Annotated in this window: 18 protein-coding genes and 1 tRNA gene; 7 read left to right on the top strand and 12 right to left on the bottom strand. The window is 45.5% G+C overall.

Annotated features, from left to right (window positions below; translation table 11 throughout):
- The first annotated feature begins 28 nt into the window (after window positions 1-28).
- From AC5ZC7_RS02570 to AC5ZC7_RS02560, 3 genes are all read left to right on the top strand, one after another.
- Window positions 29-1,486: a SusD/RagB family nutrient-binding outer membrane lipoprotein gene (locus tag AC5ZC7_RS02570; protein WP_496159726.1), complete on the top strand. Its 1,458-nt coding sequence runs from the start codon at window positions 29-31 to the stop codon at window positions 1,484-1,486.
- A gap of 49 nt (window positions 1,487-1,535) precedes the next feature.
- Window positions 1,536-2,183 carry an immunoglobulin-like domain-containing protein gene (locus AC5ZC7_RS02565; protein WP_496159727.1) on the top strand — a complete coding sequence of 216 codons (648 nt, stop codon included), beginning with the start codon at window positions 1,536-1,538 and terminating at the stop codon, window positions 2,181-2,183.
- 169 nt (window positions 2,184-2,352) lie between these two features.
- A complete protein-coding gene (locus AC5ZC7_RS02560) occupies window positions 2,353-3,129 on the top strand; it encodes a hypothetical protein (RefSeq protein ID WP_496159728.1) in 777 nt (258 codons plus the stop codon).
- 95 nt (window positions 3,130-3,224) lie between these two features.
- On the opposite strand, the gene AC5ZC7_RS02555 is transcribed toward AC5ZC7_RS02560, so the two are convergent.
- A complete protein-coding gene (locus AC5ZC7_RS02555) occupies window positions 3,225-3,416 on the bottom strand; it encodes a cold shock domain-containing protein (RefSeq protein WP_496159729.1) in 192 nt (63 codons plus the stop codon).
- A gap of 210 nt (window positions 3,417-3,626) precedes the next feature.
- On the opposite strand from AC5ZC7_RS02555, the gene AC5ZC7_RS02550 reads away from it, so the two are divergent.
- Both AC5ZC7_RS02550 and AC5ZC7_RS02545 read left to right on the top strand, forming a co-directional pair.
- A complete protein-coding gene (locus tag AC5ZC7_RS02550; protein ID WP_496159730.1) occupies window positions 3,627-4,379 on the top strand; it encodes a hypothetical protein in 753 nt (250 codons plus the stop codon).
- Between the two features lie 143 nt (window positions 4,380-4,522).
- Window positions 4,523-5,428 (top strand): metallophosphoesterase, encoded by a 906-nt coding sequence (locus tag AC5ZC7_RS02545; RefSeq protein ID WP_496159731.1) that lies wholly within the window; start codon window positions 4,523-4,525, stop codon window positions 5,426-5,428.
- A 57-nt stretch (window positions 5,429-5,485) separates the two neighbouring features.
- Here AC5ZC7_RS02545 and AC5ZC7_RS02540 read toward each other — a convergent pair whose 3' ends face one another.
- The 11 genes from AC5ZC7_RS02540 to AC5ZC7_RS02490 form a co-directional block, all read right to left on the bottom strand.
- Window positions 5,486-5,914 carry an SRPBCC domain-containing protein gene (locus tag AC5ZC7_RS02540; RefSeq protein ID WP_496159732.1) on the bottom strand — a complete coding sequence of 143 codons (429 nt, stop codon included), beginning with the start codon at window positions 5,912-5,914 and terminating at the stop codon, window positions 5,486-5,488.
- Window positions 5,915-6,100: 186 nt separating this feature from the next.
- Window positions 6,101-7,276, bottom strand: coding sequence for an exo-alpha-sialidase (locus tag AC5ZC7_RS02535; RefSeq protein ID WP_496159733.1), 1,176 nt, complete (start codon window positions 7,274-7,276; stop codon window positions 6,101-6,103).
- Window positions 7,277-7,303: 27 nt separating this feature from the next.
- Complete coding sequence (locus tag AC5ZC7_RS02530) at window positions 7,304-8,077, bottom strand: patatin-like phospholipase family protein (protein ID WP_496159734.1); 774 nt, start codon at window positions 8,075-8,077, stop codon at window positions 7,304-7,306.
- A gap of 37 nt (window positions 8,078-8,114) precedes the next feature.
- Entirely contained in the window at window positions 8,115-9,542 is a 1,428-nt protein-coding gene (locus tag AC5ZC7_RS02525; RefSeq protein WP_496159735.1) for a glycosyl hydrolase, read from the bottom strand.
- A gap of 215 nt (window positions 9,543-9,757) precedes the next feature.
- Window positions 9,758-11,353 (bottom strand): RagB/SusD family nutrient uptake outer membrane protein, encoded by a 1,596-nt coding sequence (locus AC5ZC7_RS02520; protein ID WP_496159736.1) that lies wholly within the window; start codon window positions 11,351-11,353, stop codon window positions 9,758-9,760.
- A 20-nt stretch (window positions 11,354-11,373) separates the two neighbouring features.
- Window positions 11,374-14,757 (bottom strand): SusC/RagA family TonB-linked outer membrane protein, encoded by a 3,384-nt coding sequence (locus AC5ZC7_RS02515; RefSeq protein WP_496159737.1) that lies wholly within the window; start codon window positions 14,755-14,757, stop codon window positions 11,374-11,376.
- 33 nt (window positions 14,758-14,790) lie between these two features.
- Complete coding sequence (locus tag AC5ZC7_RS02510; protein ID WP_496159738.1) at window positions 14,791-15,747, bottom strand: FecR domain-containing protein; 957 nt, start codon at window positions 15,745-15,747, stop codon at window positions 14,791-14,793.
- 47 nt (window positions 15,748-15,794) lie between these two features.
- Entirely contained in the window at window positions 15,795-16,394 is a 600-nt protein-coding gene (locus tag AC5ZC7_RS02505; RefSeq protein WP_496159739.1) for a sigma-70 family RNA polymerase sigma factor, read from the bottom strand.
- 394 nt (window positions 16,395-16,788) lie between these two features.
- Entirely contained in the window at window positions 16,789-17,052 is a 264-nt protein-coding gene (locus tag AC5ZC7_RS02500; RefSeq protein WP_496159740.1) for a UBP-type zinc finger domain-containing protein, read from the bottom strand.
- Window positions 17,053-17,062: 10 nt separating this feature from the next.
- The gene (locus tag AC5ZC7_RS02495) at window positions 17,063-18,721 is read right to left on the bottom strand and encodes an FAD-dependent oxidoreductase (protein ID WP_496159741.1); all 1,659 of its coding nucleotides are present in this window, start codon (window positions 18,719-18,721) and stop codon (window positions 17,063-17,065) included.
- Between the two features lie 10 nt (window positions 18,722-18,731).
- A complete protein-coding gene (locus AC5ZC7_RS02490) occupies window positions 18,732-20,132 on the bottom strand; it encodes an ATP-binding protein (protein ID WP_496159742.1) in 1,401 nt (466 codons plus the stop codon).
- Window positions 20,133-20,236: 104 nt separating this feature from the next.
- Between AC5ZC7_RS02490 and nfi the strand changes: the two genes are divergently transcribed.
- The gene (gene nfi / locus AC5ZC7_RS02485) at window positions 20,237-20,890 is read left to right on the top strand and encodes a deoxyribonuclease V (protein WP_496159743.1); all 654 of its coding nucleotides are present in this window, start codon (window positions 20,237-20,239) and stop codon (window positions 20,888-20,890) included.
- 87 nt (window positions 20,891-20,977) lie between these two features.
- Window positions 20,978-21,051, top strand: a tRNA-Asp gene (locus AC5ZC7_RS02480).
- Window positions 21,052-21,065 lie beyond the last annotated feature (14 nt).

Below are 21,065 nucleotides of genomic sequence, written 5' to 3'. Positions count from 1 at the left end.
TTTCAACCAGGCCTAAAAAAGAAAATTGATGAAAAAGAATATAATCACATTAGCCTTTTTGTCCACCCTCCTGCTTTCAACGCCAGGGTGCAAAAAGTTCCTGGATGTAAATAAAGATCCCAACCACGCGGTAGACGTAACAGTAGATGTACTGTTGCCTTCCGCGGAAGCAGGGTTAACTTTCGCTCTTGGCAATACACTCACTATTGATGGTGGCATATGGGGACAATACTGGACACAGAGTCCCACCTCTTCCCAGTATAAATCACTGGACCAATACTTACCTTCAGAAGGGGATTTTGGCAACGTGTGGGCAAATCTCCAGGTAGATGCACAGGAGAATTTCCAGCAGGTAATTAACAAAGGTAACGCCACCAGTAAGAAACAATACGTGGCTATTGGGATGCTGTTAAAGGCATATACCGCCCAATTGACTACTGACTTATGGGGAGATGTACCTTTCAGCCAGGCTACACAAGGTGATGCCGCTACGGCCATCCTGTATCCGAAATTTGATACGCAAAGCGATATCTATACAGGTATTGTGAAGCTAATTGAAGATGCCACCAAGCTCATCGACCCAAATGATCCAAACGCTCCGGGTGGTGATGATCTGATTTACGGTGGTGATATGACCAAATGGTTACACTTTGCCAATACGCTCAAATTAAGAGTGGGACTTCGTTTGGCGAAGAAAGACCCAGCCAGGGCAGCCACTATTGTAAAATCACTGCAGGGTGCTGATTTTATACAACCTACAGAATCAGCCATTCAAACCTTCAACACTACCGGCGGTCAGACCAATCCGCTGTATGGTGCAATGGCGGGTAACGTATTAAACAAAGTAGCCAACCTGGTAGCTAGTTCCACCGCTGTTGACTTCTACAGTGGTAATAGTGATCCGAGGATAAATGCTTTTTACAATAAAGTAGGTAGTGCGGTGGTAGGCATTCCACAAGGAAGCTTTAATAATCCACCTACCACCAACGTATCTCTCCCATCATCTGTTACTGGCGCTAACCCAACTGATGCTAATTCAGCGCTGGCTCCTGTAAAACTGATGACCGATTACGAAGCTGATTTCCTGCAGGCAGAAGCCATAGCAAGAGGCTGGCTCACCGGCGATGCAGCTGCTATGTATGAACAAGGTATCACCGATAACTTTACCGCTTACCAGGTAGACGGTGCTGCTGATTACATCGCGCAACCAGCTATCGCGTACCCAACCGGTAGCCCGTTGGAAACACAGGTAAAAGCTATTATTACACAGAAATGGGCGGCCATGTGCGGTAACCAAACCATAGAAGCCTGGACAGAATGGAGAAGAACCGGATACCCCTCCTTCTTCGTTGTTTCAAAAGCTTCTATTATTGGTCCCGGCAGATTCCCGGGTATATTCCTGTACCCTTCTTCCGAGCTGACCAGGAATCCAAATGCGCCTAAGACCAATCATTTGACGTACGATAAAGTTTGGTGGGCTAATTAGGAGGTGGCCATTGGCTTCTCCATATTCTTTTAACAATTAATTGTTTGGCATGAAAGCGTTATTATATATTTTCCTGGCAGGCGCGGTGATGCTAACCGCCTGTACTAAAAAATCGGAAAACGTGTATACCAAAATGGTGACACCGGTTTTCCCTAAGCTTACCCTGAAAGGTGACCCGGTACTTACTTTAAGCGTTGGCGGTTCCTTTACGGATCCTGGCGCTACCGGGTACGATAGTTTAACGAATACCACTACCCAGCTCACTCCCACCTCCAACAACGTGGATGCGGCCAACGCAGGCTTCTATGTGGTAAACTATCAAACTATCAACCTGTGGGGATACAGAACATTAGCAGCAAGATTGGTACTAGTGACCAATATTTCTCCTACTGATGATATCAGTGGTACTTACAAACGTTCCTCCAATGGTCAGGAAGTACATGTTGTCAAAAAAGGAACCGGACTATATACCGTCGATAATCCAGGCGGTGTGGCCGGTAATCCTTCTTTTATATTTCCTTACTACATAGGATTTACTGACGCGGATAATTTCCAGGGGCCAACACAGAACACGCCGCTCGGTGGTTTGACACTGTCTAACACCACTATCATACGTTCCGGCGCGAATATAACACTCAAATGGGTAGTGAATAATCCAAACTTCGGTACCTCCGTACGTACTTTTGTGAAGCAATAGCTGTCACGCTTCCTTTAATAAAAAACAGCCGTTTCATGATGAAACGGCTGTTTTTTTTGTGATACCAATTGAACCTCCCGGCCTCCCTGTTGAAAATATATCCCCATCTGTTTAAATGATTTTTCTACCCTCCCTTTTATATCCATCTTGAGGTTGTTAAACCACTTTTATGAAACAAGTATTTTACTTTTTCCTCCTTGTACTTACCAGCATTTCTTACCGTAGCCAATCACAACAAATCAACCATCCCGGATATCTTACGTTGAAACTAGCCACGGGCGATACACTGGCTAACATATACTCCAGGACCATCGCTTTCACCGGTGATCAGTTTGCACCGGTAGTACACCGGATAAGTGGTAGCAGCACTTACGTAGTCACCAACAACGATGCGAGGAACCCCTCTTTTAACGAAACAGATAGGTATGATGAGCAACCCGCTACCAACGCAGCAGTAACCATTGGGCTTAATGGCACCAACATTTTTGCCGGTAAATCATTTGTCAATCCCAATGCCAGCGGATTACTCTACAGCGAGTTTATATGGGGACCGGTTCCAGCAACATTAAAAGAAGGAGATACCTGGCAACATACTATTCCGCAACCCTGGGAATTGGGCGGCCCTGGTACACAAACCGTAAAAGTAATCGCACTGGATCCGCAACATGCCACCATTACCCTGCAACGGGAAGGTAGCAGCGAAGGTTTCTTCGACCAGGATTTGCAACAATTGAATATCACCACTAAAGAAGGTAATAAACTAAAAGCAACGATTACTCCCGGTACGGCACACTGGACAGGATATACCATCTTTAAAAACGGCGTAGTGATCAGTGATGAACTGCTGGTGATCCGACCAGTGATACTGGAGGCCGCCGGTCAGCGCTTCGAAGGAAAACAAAAGGAATATATGCTGCTAAATGCGATGCCCCATCATTTACAATAAAATACGGAATTGTGACTTCCGATTCTCAGCAAAAGCAAATAAAAAAAGGTACGCGTCTGCGTACCTTTCTTCAATGAGTAATTTTCGATATAAAATTAGATAACTTTCACGTTAACTGCAATTAATCCCTTTTTACCATTTTCTACTTCATACGTCACTGTATCATTCTCACGCAGTTGGCTGGTAGTACCTGAAATGTGAACGAAGATGTCCTGGCCACCATTAGACGGTGTAATGAAACCAAATCCTTTGGATTCATTGAAAAATTTAACTTTACCTTGTTGCATTATTTTTTAAATTAATTACGCCCAATATACACTTATCGTGCCGAATTTCCAACAGTTTAGGGCAACAAAACGCATAAATATTAATTAATATATTTATTATATATATTTTAAAAACAAAGTACAATAAAAAACAAGTGCTTAACTATAAGTATTTTATTGTATCTATGCGTGTTACACCTGATTTCATTCATCGTAAAAACCATTTTGAACATGATGGGAGACTTATCCTTTCTGTTACTGCTGGGTGGCGCCGCCACCCTGATCCTGTTGGTAGGCCTTATCCTGGCCATCATCGTTTTCTTTACTAAAAACGCCATACTCGAAACCATCGCCTGGATATGCGCCGTTATATGGCTGTTCCTCGACCTGGGCATGGCATATAGCGGCCTGTTTGTGGAAGAAGGACTTGGCGGTAGTAACTACTTTCTTTACCCCCTGCTCATCCTGTTCTTCCTGCTGGTACAATACCGGTCTAATACCGCCCAGGGACAAACACTAAAGGTGCTTTATATTGTTAAAACAGTCCTCATTCTCCTGTTTGCGGGCAACGCCAATTCACAAATTCTCAACCTCCTCATCAGCAACAATATCATTCCCTACAGCCAGTCTGTATTTCCCTACGTGATGATGGGAGTCAGCTCATTGATTAGCATATCGCTGCTGAGTTATAGCACTTTCCTGTACCTGAAGCGCATCCAGGCCGAAGTCAAAAAAAATGAAATATTCCAGAGCGCCATCATATTCACTTTTTGCGTGGGTTTAGCAACCAGCCTCCTGTCACACCTACTTTTCTTCCTGGCATATTTCAAACGCTTCTCAGAAGTCAGTCATTTATTCTTTGCGCCACAACAACTGGTCAGACAGCTGGGTTATCTCCTGGTAGAATCCTTTATAGCCGCTGGTATCGCCGCATATATCTATAAATCCAAACAAGAAGCTTTACCTGATCCCGTAAAAGAATAATTTCTTAACAAGATCATAATACAGCAGGTAGCTCCCGATTTTTAACTTTGCTCCCTTAACCAGCACGGTTAACTGGTAAATTATTTTTTTTGCAGGCAGTTGTAACGAGCTGCCTGTTTTTTTTAATACTCATCGCTCTACACATGATTCAAAGAAGATCGCTGCTGAAGAAAATGGGCGGCCTGTTGCTGGCGCCGGCGCTTCCCTATTCCGCGTTTGCTGCTAAAAACAAACCCGCCCTGAGAATTGCACACCTGACCGATATTCACCTGAATAATGATTTTGATGCACCCAAACGACTGGGCAAATGTTTCCGGCACGTACAGCAACAAACGCCCAAAGTAGACCTGATCCTCAATGGCGGCGATATTGTATATGATATGAACAAGGAAAACATCTCTACGATCCGCGATCAGTGGCAGCTGTGGCATTCCGTTATGGCGGCTGAATGCAGCCTGCCCATGCACTATGTACTCGGCAACCATGATATCTGGTGGGACGAACAAAATAAAAACTCCGCCGTTTATGGGAAACAATATGCACTTGATCAACTGCTATTAGCTACTCCCTACTACAGCTTCCAGAAAAATGGCTGGAAATTTATTTGCCTGGATAGTGTACACCTCGATATCGATGCTACCTGGTATATCGGCAAATTAGGCGAAGCACAGTTTGCGTGGCTGGAAAACGAATTGAAAAACACGCCGCCTGCCACACCGGTTTGTATACTATCACATATTCCCATCCTTACCGCCACCTTAATGATTGAAGATAATATCGTGAATAAATGGGAAATGCTGGGAGGCGATATGCACACTGATACAGCTGCTATCATCCAACTGTTTTACCAACACCCTAACGTAAAATTATGCCTGAGTGGACACATACACCTGCGCGATAAAGTGGTGTACAACAACGTTACCTACCTGTGCAATGGCGCCGTAAGTGGCGCATGGTGGAAAGGCAACAAGCGGGAAACCGCCCCTGGATATGGATTGATCGATCTATACGCAGATGGTACCTTCGACGAAAAATATGTGAACTATTAAATTAAACATCCGCACGCATCTACGAATGTGTGCGGATGCTGGTATATATCCACCACATTATTTTACCGATTCAGTATACTTTTTAAAGCTATCCATAATTGCCTGCCAGCCGCTCTGCTGCATCTCCAGGGAGTTCTCCGCTTCTGCTTCGAAAGTCTCTGTTACTTTGGTAGTATGGCCTTCTGCTTCAAAAATAATAGACACCTCTCTGCCATCACCAAGGGTATAGGCAATCAGCTGATGATCTATTACTTCATCATATATGCCCTCGAAATCAAATCCCCAACTGCCATCTTTGGCTTCCATGCGCGACATAAATTTTCCACCGGTACGGATATCATTTTCCGCTTTAGGCGTATGCCAATCATCGGAGGCACTGTTCCATTTAACAATATGGACAGGGTTGGTCCAGCTATCCCAAACTTTTGCTACTGGCGCGTTTACAATGGCGGATACGGTGATCATGTTTTTTACTGCTGTGCTCATTTTATTAAGTTTTAAAGGTGATTTTGTTTGTTAATGCAAACATACCACGACAAACGAACAAGCAGGATGGTGAAATACGACAAAATAGAGTAGACTTTGCGACAATCGCATTTACCGATAAAACAAAAAAGGCTGGTAGTAACCTACCAGCCTACATTTGAAGATATTCTTCCGGATGCAATGATGCTACTTCCAGTTCACCACGGTAAATACAATCGTGGCGTAATTGTCCTTTTCATACAATACACCTATTCGCTTCTTCCCCAACTTTACCATATCTGAATAGGCCGCATAATCATAACCCGCTTTGCGTTTTCCATCTCCCTTATAAATCACATAACTTTCTTTCCAGGTTTTTCCATCATCAAAGCTGATACGCAGGGTGAGATGGTCTCTCCTTAACGAGTCTGCTGCATTACAAAACGCGAGTATATTTTTTTTACCGGCACGGCCAATATCCAGGATGCTACCCTGGCAAACCGGATCTATTAACTGGCTGTCGCGATAGGTAGTATCCCAGGTGGCGCCGCCATCACTGCTAACAGATACTATGCGCAGATGCACATCCTCGCGGTTTTGATTGCGGCTGTTCATCATCAGCCTGCCGCCGGAGAGTTCCGCTGCCATCGATTCATTACTACCGGGCACGGCTATACTATTACCTACCTTGAACGTTTTCCCGTGGTCGTCTGTATAATATCCATGGGCTACATAATGCGCGGCATGTGCCACCGGCGCGCCGGCAGTATGATTCGCCGCTACAAAAATCCGGCCTTTGAAAGGTCCTTCCCGGAACTGCATCACATGCCCGGGCGTATTGGCATAGTAGCGCCAGTCTTCAGGGGAATTAAATGCCGGGTCTGCCGAAGGTTGCTTCAACCGATGTATCTGCAGCGTGATATCTACCGGTGGATCCCAGGTGCGGCCACCATCTGCCGATGTTTTATAGTAACAACGCTTAATACCTTTTCCCCTGAGAATATCACCTTCCCTGGCAGTGCCGGTATTGTAAAAGAAAAATATCCTGCCTTTCGGATAGGCCGGATCCGTGAGATCTACTACCGGTCCGGGGTTCGACAACTGCATATTGCCAGCTCCTGCTATCACCTGCAGGGCCGACCATGTGTGGCCATTATCGGTACTGCGTTTCATCACCATATTAATGTTGCCATAATCATCCATCCCATCTACGCGGCCCTCTGCGAAGGCCAGCAGATCCCCATCCGGTAAACGGATAATGGCAGGGATACGGAAAGTTCTATACCCTTCGGTGCCTGACACAAACACGGGTACCTCTTTTTGTTGTGCCGCGCTTACCATCGTGAGCAGAAGCCACACGATATTCACCAGGATTGTTTTCATTGTGCTGCTTTTATGAAATACTATTCACTACACCAGTGTTTGCTGCCGTAATAAATTTCGCGTATAGTCGAGACCGGTAGTATAGATATCTTCCAGCCGGTTAAACTCAAACATGCCATACTTACCTAATTCGGCTGGCTCAATAAACGATTTACACAGTTGCTTATTTTTCAGCACCGGTTCACGGATAGCCAGGTGCAGCGTTCTTTCCACATTTGCCAGGAAGCCATTGGCAGGGTTATAAGGAGTGAGTGGATTTACGTGTACCCCGATGATATCCCGGTATTGTGCCAGCAGCGGCTCTATGGGCAGGTTGCCGGACAAGCCGCCATCTACATATTGCATACCTGCAATTTCCACTGGCGGGAATAACAGCGGTACCGAAGAGGCAGCCAGGATAGCAGGAATCAGCTCTCCTTCACCGAAAATGGTCTGATCACCGGTGGCGAAATTCGTAGCGGTAACATAAAGGGGAACAGGGAGCGATTCAAAGGTTTTGTGCCGCAATGTTTGTTGCAATACGCCCGCTACTTTTTTGAGGGACAGGAAACCTGCGCGCCAGTTCTTCCACTGCATAGACAGGCCCAGCTTGTGTTTTTGAAATATTTCTCTCACTTCATCCGTGCTGTAGCCATCGCAGATAAAAGCAGCCGCAATAGATCCGGCGCTGGTAGCGGCAATAGCTTCCGGAAAAACCTGTTGCTCTGCAAAAGCTTTCAGTACCCCCAAATGTGCGTAACCACGGGCGCCGCCGCCAGATAACACAAATGGACGTTGTATAGTTGTATGTGGGTGATTCATCGCACTAATTTAAAAAACCGTTGCCAACAGCAATTTTTTATTTTTTTGAGAAGACAATATACACCGGGCTTTCGGGTATCTCCAGGCGGATCCCCTTGTCACCGGCCTTTTCCCAGGCTACCGTTGGAGCAGCCCCCTCTGCAGTAGCCATGCCTGTTATCTGTAACACTTTACCCGGCAGTTGGTCCAGCGTAGCGGAAGTAGTATGCGGCTGATAGTTGTCTTTATGCTGCGTATCAGCCCCCGTGGGCGACCACGCCACCCATACCAGGGACGCTGGATTTTTCCCATCTTCAAATTCATATACATACAACTGCCCTTCCTGCTGCTGCACCACCCGCCGGAAACGGTAATCCCCCAGCGTGCCATACAACTGCCGCACGGCCCAGAAAGAAGGCTTGGGAACAAAATTACGCGTGAGCCCCGAGGCAGCGTGAAAAGAAGCTTCATCTTCATCATTGTAATAATAGAGGTAGGCACGTTGCACATCGCGGGCAGCAAAGGCCAGGAAGGACCGCACCAGGTATTGCGCTTGTTGCAGATCGGTGGCGCCCTGCCAGTTGAGCTTTAGTGCCCAGTCTTTCCGTTGTTTCATCGCAGCCGGGGTACAGGCATCATAGCCAAATTCCGTCACCCATATTTCCTTGCCAGGTGCATGTTGATTGCGCCAGGTAATGGCTTCATCTATTACTTTAAGATAGCGCAACGAGGGATCTTCCGGGAAACTCCGATGCCAGCTGTTATCATTGGTGGCAGTTTTTTCCATCGTAGCATAGGTATGCAGATTGATGATATCGTACAGGGGGAGTACTTGTTTATCTCCATAAAAATGATCTAGTCCCTGTGAATAATTATCTCCTTTACCGGCTGCTACTGCGGGTGTTACAATCTTCATCCGGGGATCGCCCTGCCGGATGCCCTGTGCCATTTTGGTGAAAAGCGTCTGGAATAAGGTGGGATCAAACCGGTTACCGGGTTCATTATCTATTTCGAAAGAAGTACTGAGTTGTTCTTTACCCGAAGGGCCGTAATAAGCTGCCATGGCTTTGCCATAATCATAGGCCCATTGTTCATGTCCTTTCCATAGTTGTTGATAACGGGGAGATCCCAGGCCCAACATGAGAAATTGCAGGCAAATATCTGTTTCAAAACCGGCTTTCTTCCAGGGGCCATACACATCATTTTTCCAGTTGAGGTGATTAACGGTAAGGGGGATCATCAGGGAATCGCCGGGAGCTTTGGCGTCCCAGTCGATATTATGATAGCTACGTGCCAGGCGGCATACCTGGCCATATAATTCCGGCTTAAAAGTAACATGTCCGTTAATCCCCATAAAATCCTTAAACAGGGGCTTTACGGCCACCGGAACAGTATCGGGGTGCTGTGTTATTTCAGGGGAAGCGCAGTGCATTTGCAGGGATGCAAAACAGCAAAGAATAGCGGCAAACAATAGTTTCTTTGACATAGCGGTAAGCATTGCCACTGAAAGTAGTAATAATTTCGAATTAAGCGGTATCAATTACAGCAATGGTAGCGCCGAAAGCATAAAGCTGAAAGCAAAAAGCTATTAAAGCGGATGACCAGCGTATATGAGTAATTTTAAATACTCGCGCTGGTCATCCGCTTTAATAGCTTTTTGCTTTCAGCTTTATGCTTTCGGCTACTATATCAGTGGTGATATTACCATCCTGGTGTTTGTTTGTAAACGCCGCCGCTGGTATTGATCACATCCGGATTCATAGGCCATGCCATCTTTTTAGCCGGATCGAAGTTACGGGCAGGCCATACTTCTTTGATGGTATAAGCTGATGCAGGATCAGACTTATTAGCATGAATTCGACCATGCAGTGGTGCCCTGAGTTTATCAAAATCACCCCATCTTTTCAGATCCTGGCATCTGTCGGTCCACTCACAAGCCAGTTCCACACGACGTTCATGCTTCAGATCGGCCATAGTAGGGCTGGCAATGTTACCTAATCCTACGCGGTTACGTACTTCATTTAAAGGAGCAGCCGCCTCACCATTTTTGCCTTGCATAATCAGTGCTTCTGCTTTAAACAGGAGTACTTCTGCATAACGCATCAATGGTAAGTTGAGCCTGGTAGTTGGATAATCCGGGCTTGGATTAATCATGGTGTTGGTGCTGGACTTACCATCTGTTCCATAGGAATATGGCTCCATGTACTTCCTCATCTGGAAACCAGACAAGCTGTTAGTTGAATAGTAGCTAAAATTTAAACCGAAGTAAACGAACTTATCATTGAACTTCAGGATGGTTACTTCACGTCTTGGATCGGTCGCTTCGTATTCATCATACAGTTCTTCGGTAGGTTGGAAATAACCCCATCCGTTAAACAGGTTCCATCCTGTATTTTCCAGTACTACGCCTGGAAACTCAGATCCACCCTGGATACCGGAAGTAACAGACCAGATATATTCAGAACTCCAGTTATTGGCAATAGTGAATACTGCCTGGTAGTTTTGCTTACCATCTGGTTTATCCTTGATCAGCGCACGATGTCCTTCATCACGGATTTTATCGCACAAAGCTGGTATTTGTGACCATTTGCTGGCGTCATATTGTGCCCAGTATGCCAGTGTTTTTACCATATAACCCCATGCGGCAGCTTTATGAGGTCTACCCTGATCTGCAGGGCCATATTTATCGAAAGTAGGCAACAGGTCTGCTGCTTTTTGTAAATCGCTAATAACCTGTGCGTAGTTATCCTTTACAGAAGGTAATTGTGGAGGAACACGTTTTCCGAACTCCGCATTTTCAGGTCCATCGTAAGGAACACCCTGGTCTTTGTGTCCCCACATGTAAGCGATCCAGAAATGTACGAACCCTCTCATGAAGTATGCTTCACCCAGTGCCTGGTTGCGCGCCGCTTCTGACGTATTTTTAGAAGTTGGTACATTTTGTATTACCTGGTTTGCGCGATTAAGCGTTTGATATAAATCGGACCAACCATTTGCCAGGTAACCTTCTCTACCTGTTGGAATAAAGTTTTTGATATTTTCTCCATTGGCTTTGGATCTACCTACAATCAGGTCATCGCTGGCATCCTGAACCCAGAACAAGTCTCTACCCCAGGTAGATTCATTGGGCATGGTTTCATACAGGGAGGTAGTTGCTTTCTTAAGATCTGCATCACTCTGCCAGAAGAACGCGGTAGAAGGCTCACCGTAAGGCTTGGAATCTACCCATTTGCTACAAGCGCCCAATCCCAGAGAGAATGATGCCAGCAAGTATATATAATTAAATTTCGATTTCATGATAATACAATTTGACTTTATCAGAATTTAACATTAGCACCCAGAGAGAACACGCGGGAAACAGGGAATTGGCCACCATCAAGACCAAAACCACCTACTTCAGGATCCATTCCGGAATATTTGGTGAAGGTGAGGAGGTTATCGCCACTGAAGTATACGCGTAGTCCCTTGTTCCATCTCATCTTGTCGAAAGTATAACCTATCAGCAGGTTTTTCAATCTCAGGTAGTTGCCATTTTCCAGGTACCAATCGGAGTTAGTACCGAAGTTCGCGTTAGGATCGTTAGCACGAACGCGTGGGATGTTAGAGCCTGTATTTTCAGGAGTCCACGCATCTTTGATTTTATCCCAACGGTTGTAGCCCTGTTCGGAACCACTCAGGGTAGTCATCTTGAAAGCGTTGAATAGTTTTACACCACTTACTCCCTGCATAAATATGCTGACATCAAAATTTTTCCAGGTAAAGCTAGCATTAAATCCGTAGGTCAAATTAGGGAAAGCATTCCCCATAAATACGCGGTCTTTATCATCGATAACACCGTCACCATTCTGATCTACAAACTTGATGTCACCTGCTTTTGCATTTGGTTGAACAACTTTACCATTATTTTTATAGGCAGCAGCTTCCGCATCAGACTGGAATAAGCCTGCTGTTTGTACCAACCAGTAGGAGTTAAATGGCTGCCCAACTATAGATTTATATGGCTGTAATACTCCTCTAAAGGAGGAACCAGAGAACCAGGCCGGATTTGTACCATTATCAATAAATTGTACTCTATTCTTCAAAGTAGCAATGTTACCTCCCAGGCTATAGCCAACCTGACCAATATGATCAGCCCAGGTTACTGCCACTTCCACTCCTTTATTGCTGATTTCACCCATATTAAGCCATGGAGCACTTACACCGAAAGTATTAGGCCATCCGGTAGTTTGTTGCTGAATGAGATCATAAGTCAGCTTATCAAAATAATCTACAGTAATACCTAAACGTTGTTTCAGCATGCTGATGTCCAAACCGATATCAGTTTGTTTAGATGACTCCCATGACAGCTTCGGGTTAAACGCAGCCTGGTTTGACAAAGAAGTAGAGAGCGGTGCAGCATCGCCCACCTGGTAGGTATAACCAGCACCCAGTTTTGGATAAGCATAGTTACGCCAGATAGAAGCCATATTACCGATGCGACCCCAGCTCCCCCTGATCTTCAACAGGTTTACTGCATCTAAATGGAAGAATGGCTCAGAGCTGATTTTCCATGCAGCAGTAACGCCAGGGAATCCTTTACTACGGTAATCTCCGGGTAAACGACCCGCCATATCATAGCGATAGCTACCTGTTACAAAATAACGGTCTGCCCAGCTATAAGAGAGACGGCCTACATAAGAAGCGTTACGGTCAACCCATTGCTCATCTGTTGGCAGTGTGTTAAAAAGAGAAGCATTTACAAAGAACTGTGCCCAATCTGCTTCATTCTGAATACCCTGTGCTGATGCAGTAAAACCACGGTGACCCGCTTCCTGACCAGTGATAGAGGCCATAGCACCAATGCTATGTTTGTTAATAACTTTGTTATAATTCAGCGTATTTTCCCAGATCCAGGAATAATCTTTACTATCTGAATAAGATAATCTGTTCTGGTCATTAGGTTTACCAGGTTCTGTTCTCCTCGGTTCAAAGTTTTTCCACAAACCATTGGTTTGTCTGTAAGAGAAACGGGATAAATAAGACAGACCAGGAATAATGTCTTTCACAGTTACTTGTGTAGATGACTGCAGATCATTGGTTTTATTATAAGGCTGGTTACGCAGCAGCGTAGCTACTGGGTTTACTACATCCCCGTAGATACCGTTGTAAGCACCATCTCTTGGACCAGTACCACCAAACGTACCGTCTGCATAATAAGGAGTAGCTGAGCGTGGCATATAGATAGCAGAAGTAATCACACCAGTATAACCACTGGCAGTTTCCGCATCCCTGTTATCATTATTATTCCAGAAGACATCCTGATGCAGACTTACATTTTTAGAGAATTCGTAATTAGCATTAAATCTCAGGGAAATATTTTTGTTGTAGGTGTTCAGCAAAGTCCCTTCTTCATTCTCATAACGCGCCTGGAAGAGGGTAGAAAATTTATCAGAACCTGCATTAACACTGATGTTGTGTCTTTGTGTTAAACCGGTACGGAAAATTTCCTTCATCCAGTTGGTGCGGGTAACGGCACCATAAGGATTCTTTGCCGGATCCCATCCTTCCAATGGCTGGTTACCTGCATTGATTTGCGCCAGGTTAGCTACTTTAGCTTCATCTTCCGCTGTCAATGACTGTAAAGTACGCCATGCTTTCTTAGCACCTACAAAGCCAGTATATTCTACAGTAGGCTGGCCTTTCTTCGCCTGACGGGTAGTCACCAATATTACGCCGGCAGAACCAGAGAATGCACCATAAATCGCCGCAGATGCCGCATCTTTCAATACAGTGATATTCTCTACGTCTGCAGGATTGAAAGGTGCATTAGGTACACCATCAACCACATACAGTACACTTTCATTGCTGATTGATCCCATACCACGAATCACAATTTTAGGAGGATTGCTGGTATGACCACCATTGGCGGTTACGGTGATGCCAGGCACTTTACCCTGGATCATGTTAGCCACATCCATTACCGGACGCTCCTTGATCTGTTTCATATCCGGTACTACGGATACGGCAGCAGACAGGTCACCTTTTTTAGCAGTACCATAACCCAGTACCACTACTTCATTCAATCCACTGCTGCTTACTTTGAGGCTGAAGTTCAGGCTTTCTGCGTTTCCAGCTACGGCTTCGATGGTTTCATAACCTACGTAACTGAATACCAGTACTGACTTCTCATTTTCTGCTGTGATCTCATAACGACCATCAGCATTGGTCACTGTTCTAATTTTAGTTCCTTTCACCCATACAGATACGCCTGGAATAGGTTCTTTGGTTTCGGTAGTAATTCTACCGGTAATTTTATGATCAGCCACCTGCGTGGTTTGTACCACCGGATCTTTCTCTGCTTTTCTCAGCAGGATGGCTTTGTCGCTAACGCTGTACTCAATACCGGATTTGTTCCGGAGCAGGTTGAGTGCTTCGTTTAACGTGATGTTGTCCGTTTTAAAATCACTGACCATGATTTTATCGAAATCCTGTTTTACGTAGTTAAACGTAAAAGTGCTCTGAGAGCCCAGGGCAGTCAGCACCTGTGACAGCGAGGCGCGTGAAATATCCAGCTTTACTTTTTCGTTCAACCCGCTTTGCCGCGCATAACCAAAGGTGGCCGGCAAAAGGGTGCATCCCAATAAAAGATATCTTTTAAGACGGGATGCAGTTGGCCCGCTTCTACGGGAGTACTGATCTGAAATGGTACATTTCATTTTCATGTGTTGATTTTTTCAGGAGTGTTCACACGTGTATTAATAAATGGTAACCTGTTTTTCTGAAATGCGATATCGCTTACGGCTGATATAACATAGGTTGTCGAGCATTTTCGTAAAGGCCTCTTTTCTGAACATGACAGAAATGTTTTTATCGGCGCCCTGCGCATTCTCCCAATGCACCGTGTATCCATTGCGGCTACACAAGCGCATAACGGCATCTCTGAGCGGGAGATCAGTGGCGCTGAATGCATCCTCCCTCCAAACGGCTACCCTATTGGCATCTGTTTCGCTCACCGTCAGTCCTTTTTCTTCATTGTTGTAAACGGCGGCGTAGCCAGGCTTCAGTACTGTATTGTCTTTTCCAACCCGCACCTTTACTTTTCCCTGCACCAGCGATACGCGCGTTAATCCTTCTGCAGGGTAGGCTTCCACGTTAAACTGCGTGCCTAACACCTGTATCACCATATCCCTGGTGCGAATCGTAAAAGGCTTGCCGGTTTGTCCGTGTACATCAAAGAAACCTTCTCCGGTAAGCTGTACGTTGCGTACTTTCCGGTTAAAGTCTTCCTTCCAGCGCAGAGAGGCAGTGGCATTCAGCCATACATGGGAGCTATCTGGCAATACCACCAGCTTCACCGTATTGGTTTCATTGGTGACCAGGAAAGATTTATCTGTGGCACCCGGGGCATCCTTTGCGGTAGCATGATGTAACCACGCAAATCCGGCACCTGCCAGTAACAATACGCTGGCTGCTGCTGCGGTCCATTTTACGGCCGCCTTCTTCCACCATACCACCTTGGCAACGGGTAAGCGACTACGAAAATTTGCCAGGAACTGTTGCTGGTATTGACTGGCATCTGCCGCAGGCATTGCTTCAATATTATGCAAACCGTCATACCAGCTGTCTAATATCGCCAGCTCTTCCGGTGTGCATTTACCTGCATGAAATTTTTCTAACAGGGCATGGGCCCTTGGATATTTTTTCGGTACCATCTACTAATGAATACCCGATACCCAAAAAATGTTAACTGAGACGAATGTTAAGAAATTGTAAACAGCAAAAATGCCGATACGAGGCTGGCTGATAAGGCGGGATTTTCCTTGATATGTGTTTTTACCTGTTTCAGGGCACGGCTATATAAAACCCTTGCTGATGCCGGGTCTATGCCTAATTGTTGGGCTATTTTCTGGTAGGAATAATGATGTTGTACACGTAATACAAATAACTGCCGCTGGCTGGGCGAAAGTACATCCATAGCTTCCGCTATAATGGTATCTTTCAGATCGTGCAGGTCTTCCTGCGCCAGAGCGCCGGGCACTTCCAGGGTATCGTTCAGCAGTACTTCCAGTTTCTTCAGGTGCGCCTGGTAACGACCGTTGGTACGGTAATATTTAAATATCCGGAACTTCAGGGCGTTGAGCAAATAAAACTCCAAGGTGGCATCTTTCGGCACCTCATCCCACTTCTCCCACAAACAAAGCAATACATCCTGCACAATGTCAAACGCATCATGTGCATTAGTTTTGGCCACAGCTATGCCCAATAGCTTGTCCCAGTAGGTAGCTACTGATGCTTCAAAATCCACCTGACGTACAGTAGCGGACATATCCTGGAGAAATAAATGCTGTTGCGCGGCCATAAACGGAATATAACGAGTCCTGCAAATGTAATTGCCTAATATTACGTGGATATTAACTTTACTGATTCCTGGTTGATTCTTCTGTTGAAAATCGATTTAGCTTTGGTTCGACAAGTGACAATAATACTGAATTACAATATCTGAAATAACGTGTTTTATCTTAATAATTGATTAAAAAAAGTGGACTGATTAAGCGTATTAATTACATGACAGGTGCATATTGTCATTTCTGATAGCAATATAAATTTACTTTTCGAATATCGAAAATTTAATAAAAAAGATAGTTATCAACACCGGCAGCACCAACGCCCCGCTTAAAAACAAACACCCAGGCCTGCCGCATGCATGCGACAGGCCTGTTGCTAAACACCCGCCACGTATTCACTTCTCCCGGTTAATATTCCGCAAACTCATTATCAATATAACACCACAGCCATTGTTCACCCGGCTCCGCAGACGCCACCACCGGGTGCCCGGTAGCATGATGATGCTTCGTCATATGTGTGGAAGGGGAATCATCACAACATAACGTGACACCACAAGTCTGACAGGTCCGCAAATGTACCCATTCACCGTGATGCTTTACACATTCTTCACATACGTAATCATCGCCGATTTTAACAGCCGTAATAGCGGCGAGGTGTGAACATACTGACATAAAAAACGGTTTATACTTCTGCTAAATATTTATGCACCATACTAATACTCATAGACCCTTCACCTACCGCCGATGCTACCCGGCTCATGGCACCAGAACGCACATCACCGGCGGCAAATATACCAGGGCAACTGGTTTCCAGCAGATAAGGTTCTCTGTCCAGCTTCCATAGTTTGCCAAAATATTCGAACGATTTCATTTCCCTGCCCGTCTGCACAAAACCCTTTTCATCTTTTATAATTAAATCTCCCAGCCACTCGGTATACGGTTTTGCACCAATAAAAATATACAACGCATCTGCCGATACCGCTTTCACTTCTTTGGTTTGCAGGTTTTCTATCTTCAGCCCCTCCAGCCGGTCGGTACCCGTTGCCTCCACTATTTCCGTGTTGCTGAGGATAACAATATTATGGATTTCACTGATCTGATCAATCAGGTATGACGACATGGTGGCCGTCAGGTCATTTTTCCGGATAACAATAAACACCTCTTTCGCAAACCGGGAAAGGTACACCGCTGCCTGCCCGGCTGAATTACCACCTCCCAGGATATATACGCTCTTCTCCTTACAGGACGCCGCTTCTGTAATAGCCGCCCCATAATAAACACCAGCGCCCGTAAATTGCTCAATGCCCGCTGTATCCAGTTTACGATAGTCTACCCCCGTGGTAATTACCACCGCACGGGTATTGATCTCCGAGCCATTTTCCAGGCAAACAATTTTATAATCTGCTTTGAGCTTAATTTCTTTCACCGACTGGGGCGACAAAAACTCTGTGCCAAACCGCGTTGCCTGCGTAATAGCACGACGGGTTAGCTCTGCCCCACTCAAACCGGAAGGAAAACCCAGGTAGTTCTCTATCCGTGAACTGGTACCTGCCTGACCACCCGGCGCATGCCGTTCTATCAATAATGTTTTCAGCCCTTCTGAAGCGCCATACACGGAAGCCGCCAGCCCTGCCGGGCCTGCGCCTATGATCACCACATCATAAATTTCATTTTTCAGCGTAGGATTCAAACCTATCCTGGCAGCAATATCAATGATCGGCGGGCAGGAGACTACTTCCCCATTCTCGAAGATCACTATGGGCAAAGTGGTATTGTCCAGCTGGTTGATATCCATCAGCACCTTCCCTTCCTCACTACCTGCGTCAACAGACTGGTAAGGAATCAGGTTGCTGGCCAGGAATTCTTTGATACGATATGCTTTGGAAGAATAGGCTTGTCCAATTACCTTGATGCCCTGGAATTCCGGCCGGTAGCTATTTTGCCAGTCATCCAGCAAATCATTGATCACCGGATACAATTTTTCTTCCGGTGGATCCCATGGCTTCATCAGGTAATAATCCAGTCTTAATTCATTAATCGCTTTAATAGCTGCACTGGTATCAGAATAAGCGGTTAGCAATACTCTTTTGGCGGCAGGGTAAATGACGATGGCTTGTTGTAAAAAGTCCACTCCTTCCATCTCCGGCATCCGCTGATCGGAAATAAACAGGGCTACTGTTTCATTCCGGTTTTTTAATTCCACCAGGCTTTTCAAGGCTTCTTCAGCAGACAGCGTACTTAATATGCGGTAAGATTTTCTATAGTAGGTTTTCAGGTCCTGCGTAATGGCATTCAGCACCTGCCGATCGTCATCAATGGCAAATATTATTGGCAAACTCATATCTTCTAAGTTAATTATTTTCTATGGGAAAGGAAACAGTGAAAGCTGTTTTCCCCGGAACAGAGGTGGATTTAACAATACCACGATGCCGTTGTACTATTTGCATCACCACATCGAGCCCCAGTCCTGTACCTTTCCCCATTTCTTTAGTGGTGAAAAAAGGTTCGAATATTCTCGTCTGAATATCTGGCGGAATACCGGTACCATTATCTGTAATCGTTACGTGTACATATTGCCGGTCCTGTGTGGTGGCTATTTCCAGGCTGCCCTTCTTATTGGCTTCCATGGCATCAATGGCATTATCCACCAGGTTAGTCCATACCTGGTTAAGTTCTCCGGGCAGGGCTTTGATCTTGGGCAGTGTAGTATCGTAGTTTTCTATGATGTCAATATTTCCTTTCCGGATTTTAAAGTTCAGCATGGCCAGCGTATTACGGATACCGGTGTGGAGATCTATAAATTGTTTATCTGGCTCCTGGTCCATGTAAGTATAACTTTTTACAGAGGTCACCAGGTCAGCTATTCTTTTGGAAGATAGTTGCAGGTCGTGAACCATGCGATAGGCCACCAGCGAGCTATGCAGCCAGTTGAAAATTACCGGCAGATGCCGGGCAGGGAATTGTTCGCTGAACGATTCCAGTGTGTCCGTATCCTGGTTATACTCTGCCAGCGCTTCGGCGATTTCCAGTTGGGGAATATTTTTACTCTCCAGCCAATCTTCCAGTGCGGTGATTTTATCAGACAATTCCAGCATACCCAATGCTTTCTCCGGCCGGCTTTCCCGCATCTGTAATAGCTTTTCTACTAACACGCCCGCCTCTTTTTCCGATAAACAAATGGCGGCCATTTCCCGGAATATGACGGGAAGTTGTGTAATGTTGTCGCACAAACCCGCAGCACCACGGGTTATAGCGGCTACCGGGTTATTTAATTCATGGGCCAGGCCGGCAGACAATTTTCCCAGCGCCATCATTTTTTCATTCTGCTGCTGGAAAGAAGTATTGTCTCTCACGCGGCTGGTCATGATATGTACCAGCGCTTCCGTGAGCTCATAATGCTGTTCTATATTTTTTTTCAGGATATCTGCAAGACAGGAAATGACACGGGTTTCCTTCAAACACAAACCTGTTCCCAGGGCATTTTTCACCCTCGAGAAAGGTAGCCATCCGGTAATACTATCTTCGTTTAATTCTGCCAGCTCACGGTAATGGCCATTGATAGTAGCGGAAATACGCACCTTTCCCGCAATCAAAATATTGGTGGATACCACCGGATCTCCGGCTTTAAACATCAGCTCTCCTTCGGGTATCACCCGTTCAGTTGACTGTTGCAAAAGCCAGTCTAACTGCGCTAATGGTACATCTTTGAGTGCCGGAATTTGTTGAAGCCGGTTGGCAGTTATAGGTTCCATAAAAACGGGATTTTCATTCGTTACCAAATATAAGCTTTCACTACACACGGCAAACTATAATAATTTCTGCTAGCTTTGTTGTCTATCCTTAAAATATGCCGGAAATGCTTACAGCAGATGCAGCCATCGCGATTCAGGAGGAGTTGCGGTCACAGGTCGTAACAACGGACGTATTACCTGATCCGATTAAAATTATTGCCGGCGCCGATGTGGAATACGACAAAGATTCCAACCTGATTGCCGGTAGTATTGTGCTGCTGGATTATGCTACCCTGCAGGTAATAGCCGTGGCCTCTCATTGTATGGAAGTAACCTTTCCGTATATCCCCGGATTATTTTCCTTTAGAGAAATGCCCTCACTGTTACGCGCCTACGAAAAATTACCTGTTCTCCCGGACCTCATCATTTGTGATGGACAAGGCATTGCGCATCAGCGGCGATTTGGTCTGGCGGCCCATTTCGGCGTAACATTGGATAAGCCGGTAATAGGCTGTGGCAAAACAAAACTCTGTGGCCAATACCAGGATCTGGGAACGGCAAGGGGAAGTATGGCGCCATTAATGGACCCGGAACATATTGGAAATGCATTGAGAACACAGGAAGATATCAACCCTGTTTTTGTTTCTGTAGGCCATAAAATTTCACTGTCCACCGCCACTGCCATAGTGCTTCAAATGTGTACCCAGTACCGGTTGCCGGAGACCACACGATTAGCCGACCACTATGCACGCGTAGCATTACTGGAACATAAAAAATAGAAATATTTGGTTATTTGGAATTATTATTTATATATTTGCAACCCCAAACGGGGGATACAGAACGGCTGAAAGGCTTATCTGTAGTAAGGATCGGTAGTTCAGTTGGTTAGAATGCCGCCCTGTCACGGCGGAGGTCGCGGGTTCGAGTCCCGTCCGGTCCGCAAGGACTAAAAAA

It is taken from the genome of Chitinophaga sp. 9-1-y, from assembly GCF_059511905.2.
Note: the sequence above shows the minus strand (reverse complement) of the source record. Positions and strands in the feature narration are given on the sequence as shown.

Excerpts from the sequence above, each read along its gene's own strand:
- AC5ZC7_RS02570 (WP_496159726.1), top strand. The coding sequence starts at position 29 with ATGAAAAAGAATATAATCACATTAGCCTTTTTGTCCACCCTCCTGCTT.
- AC5ZC7_RS02565 (WP_496159727.1), top strand. The coding sequence starts at position 1,536 with ATGAAAGCGTTATTATATATTTTCCTGGCAGGCGCGGTGATGCTAACC.
- AC5ZC7_RS02560 (WP_496159728.1), top strand. The coding sequence starts at position 2,353 with ATGAAACAAGTATTTTACTTTTTCCTCCTTGTACTTACCAGCATTTCT.
- AC5ZC7_RS02555 (WP_496159729.1), bottom strand. The coding sequence starts at position 3,416 with ATGCAACAAGGTAAAGTTAAATTTTTCAATGAATCCAAAGGATTTGGT.
- AC5ZC7_RS02550 (WP_496159730.1), top strand. The coding sequence starts at position 3,627 with ATGATGGGAGACTTATCCTTTCTGTTACTGCTGGGTGGCGCCGCCACC.
- AC5ZC7_RS02545 (WP_496159731.1), top strand. The coding sequence starts at position 4,523 with ATGATTCAAAGAAGATCGCTGCTGAAGAAAATGGGCGGCCTGTTGCTG.
- AC5ZC7_RS02540 (WP_496159732.1), bottom strand. The coding sequence starts at position 5,914 with ATGAGCACAGCAGTAAAAAACATGATCACCGTATCCGCCATTGTAAAC.
- AC5ZC7_RS02535 (WP_496159733.1), bottom strand. The coding sequence starts at position 7,276 with ATGAAAACAATCCTGGTGAATATCGTGTGGCTTCTGCTCACGATGGTA.
- AC5ZC7_RS02530 (WP_496159734.1), bottom strand. The coding sequence starts at position 8,077 with ATGAATCACCCACATACAACTATACAACGTCCATTTGTGTTATCTGGC.
- AC5ZC7_RS02525 (WP_496159735.1), bottom strand. The coding sequence starts at position 9,542 with ATGTCAAAGAAACTATTGTTTGCCGCTATTCTTTGCTGTTTTGCATCC.
- AC5ZC7_RS02520 (WP_496159736.1), bottom strand. The coding sequence starts at position 11,353 with ATGAAATCGAAATTTAATTATATATACTTGCTGGCATCATTCTCTCTG.
- AC5ZC7_RS02515 (WP_496159737.1), bottom strand. The coding sequence starts at position 14,757 with ATGAAAATGAAATGTACCATTTCAGATCAGTACTCCCGTAGAAGCGGG.
- AC5ZC7_RS02510 (WP_496159738.1), bottom strand. The coding sequence starts at position 15,747 with ATGGTACCGAAAAAATATCCAAGGGCCCATGCCCTGTTAGAAAAATTT.
- AC5ZC7_RS02505 (WP_496159739.1), bottom strand. The coding sequence starts at position 16,394 with ATGGCCGCGCAACAGCATTTATTTCTCCAGGATATGTCCGCTACTGTA.
- AC5ZC7_RS02500 (WP_496159740.1), bottom strand. The coding sequence starts at position 17,052 with ATGTCAGTATGTTCACACCTCGCCGCTATTACGGCTGTTAAAATCGGC.
- AC5ZC7_RS02495 (WP_496159741.1), bottom strand. The coding sequence starts at position 18,721 with ATGAGTTTGCCAATAATATTTGCCATTGATGACGATCGGCAGGTGCTG.
- AC5ZC7_RS02490 (WP_496159742.1), bottom strand. The coding sequence starts at position 20,132 with ATGGAACCTATAACTGCCAACCGGCTTCAACAAATTCCGGCACTCAAA.
- nfi (WP_496159743.1), top strand. The coding sequence starts at position 20,237 with ATGCTTACAGCAGATGCAGCCATCGCGATTCAGGAGGAGTTGCGGTCA.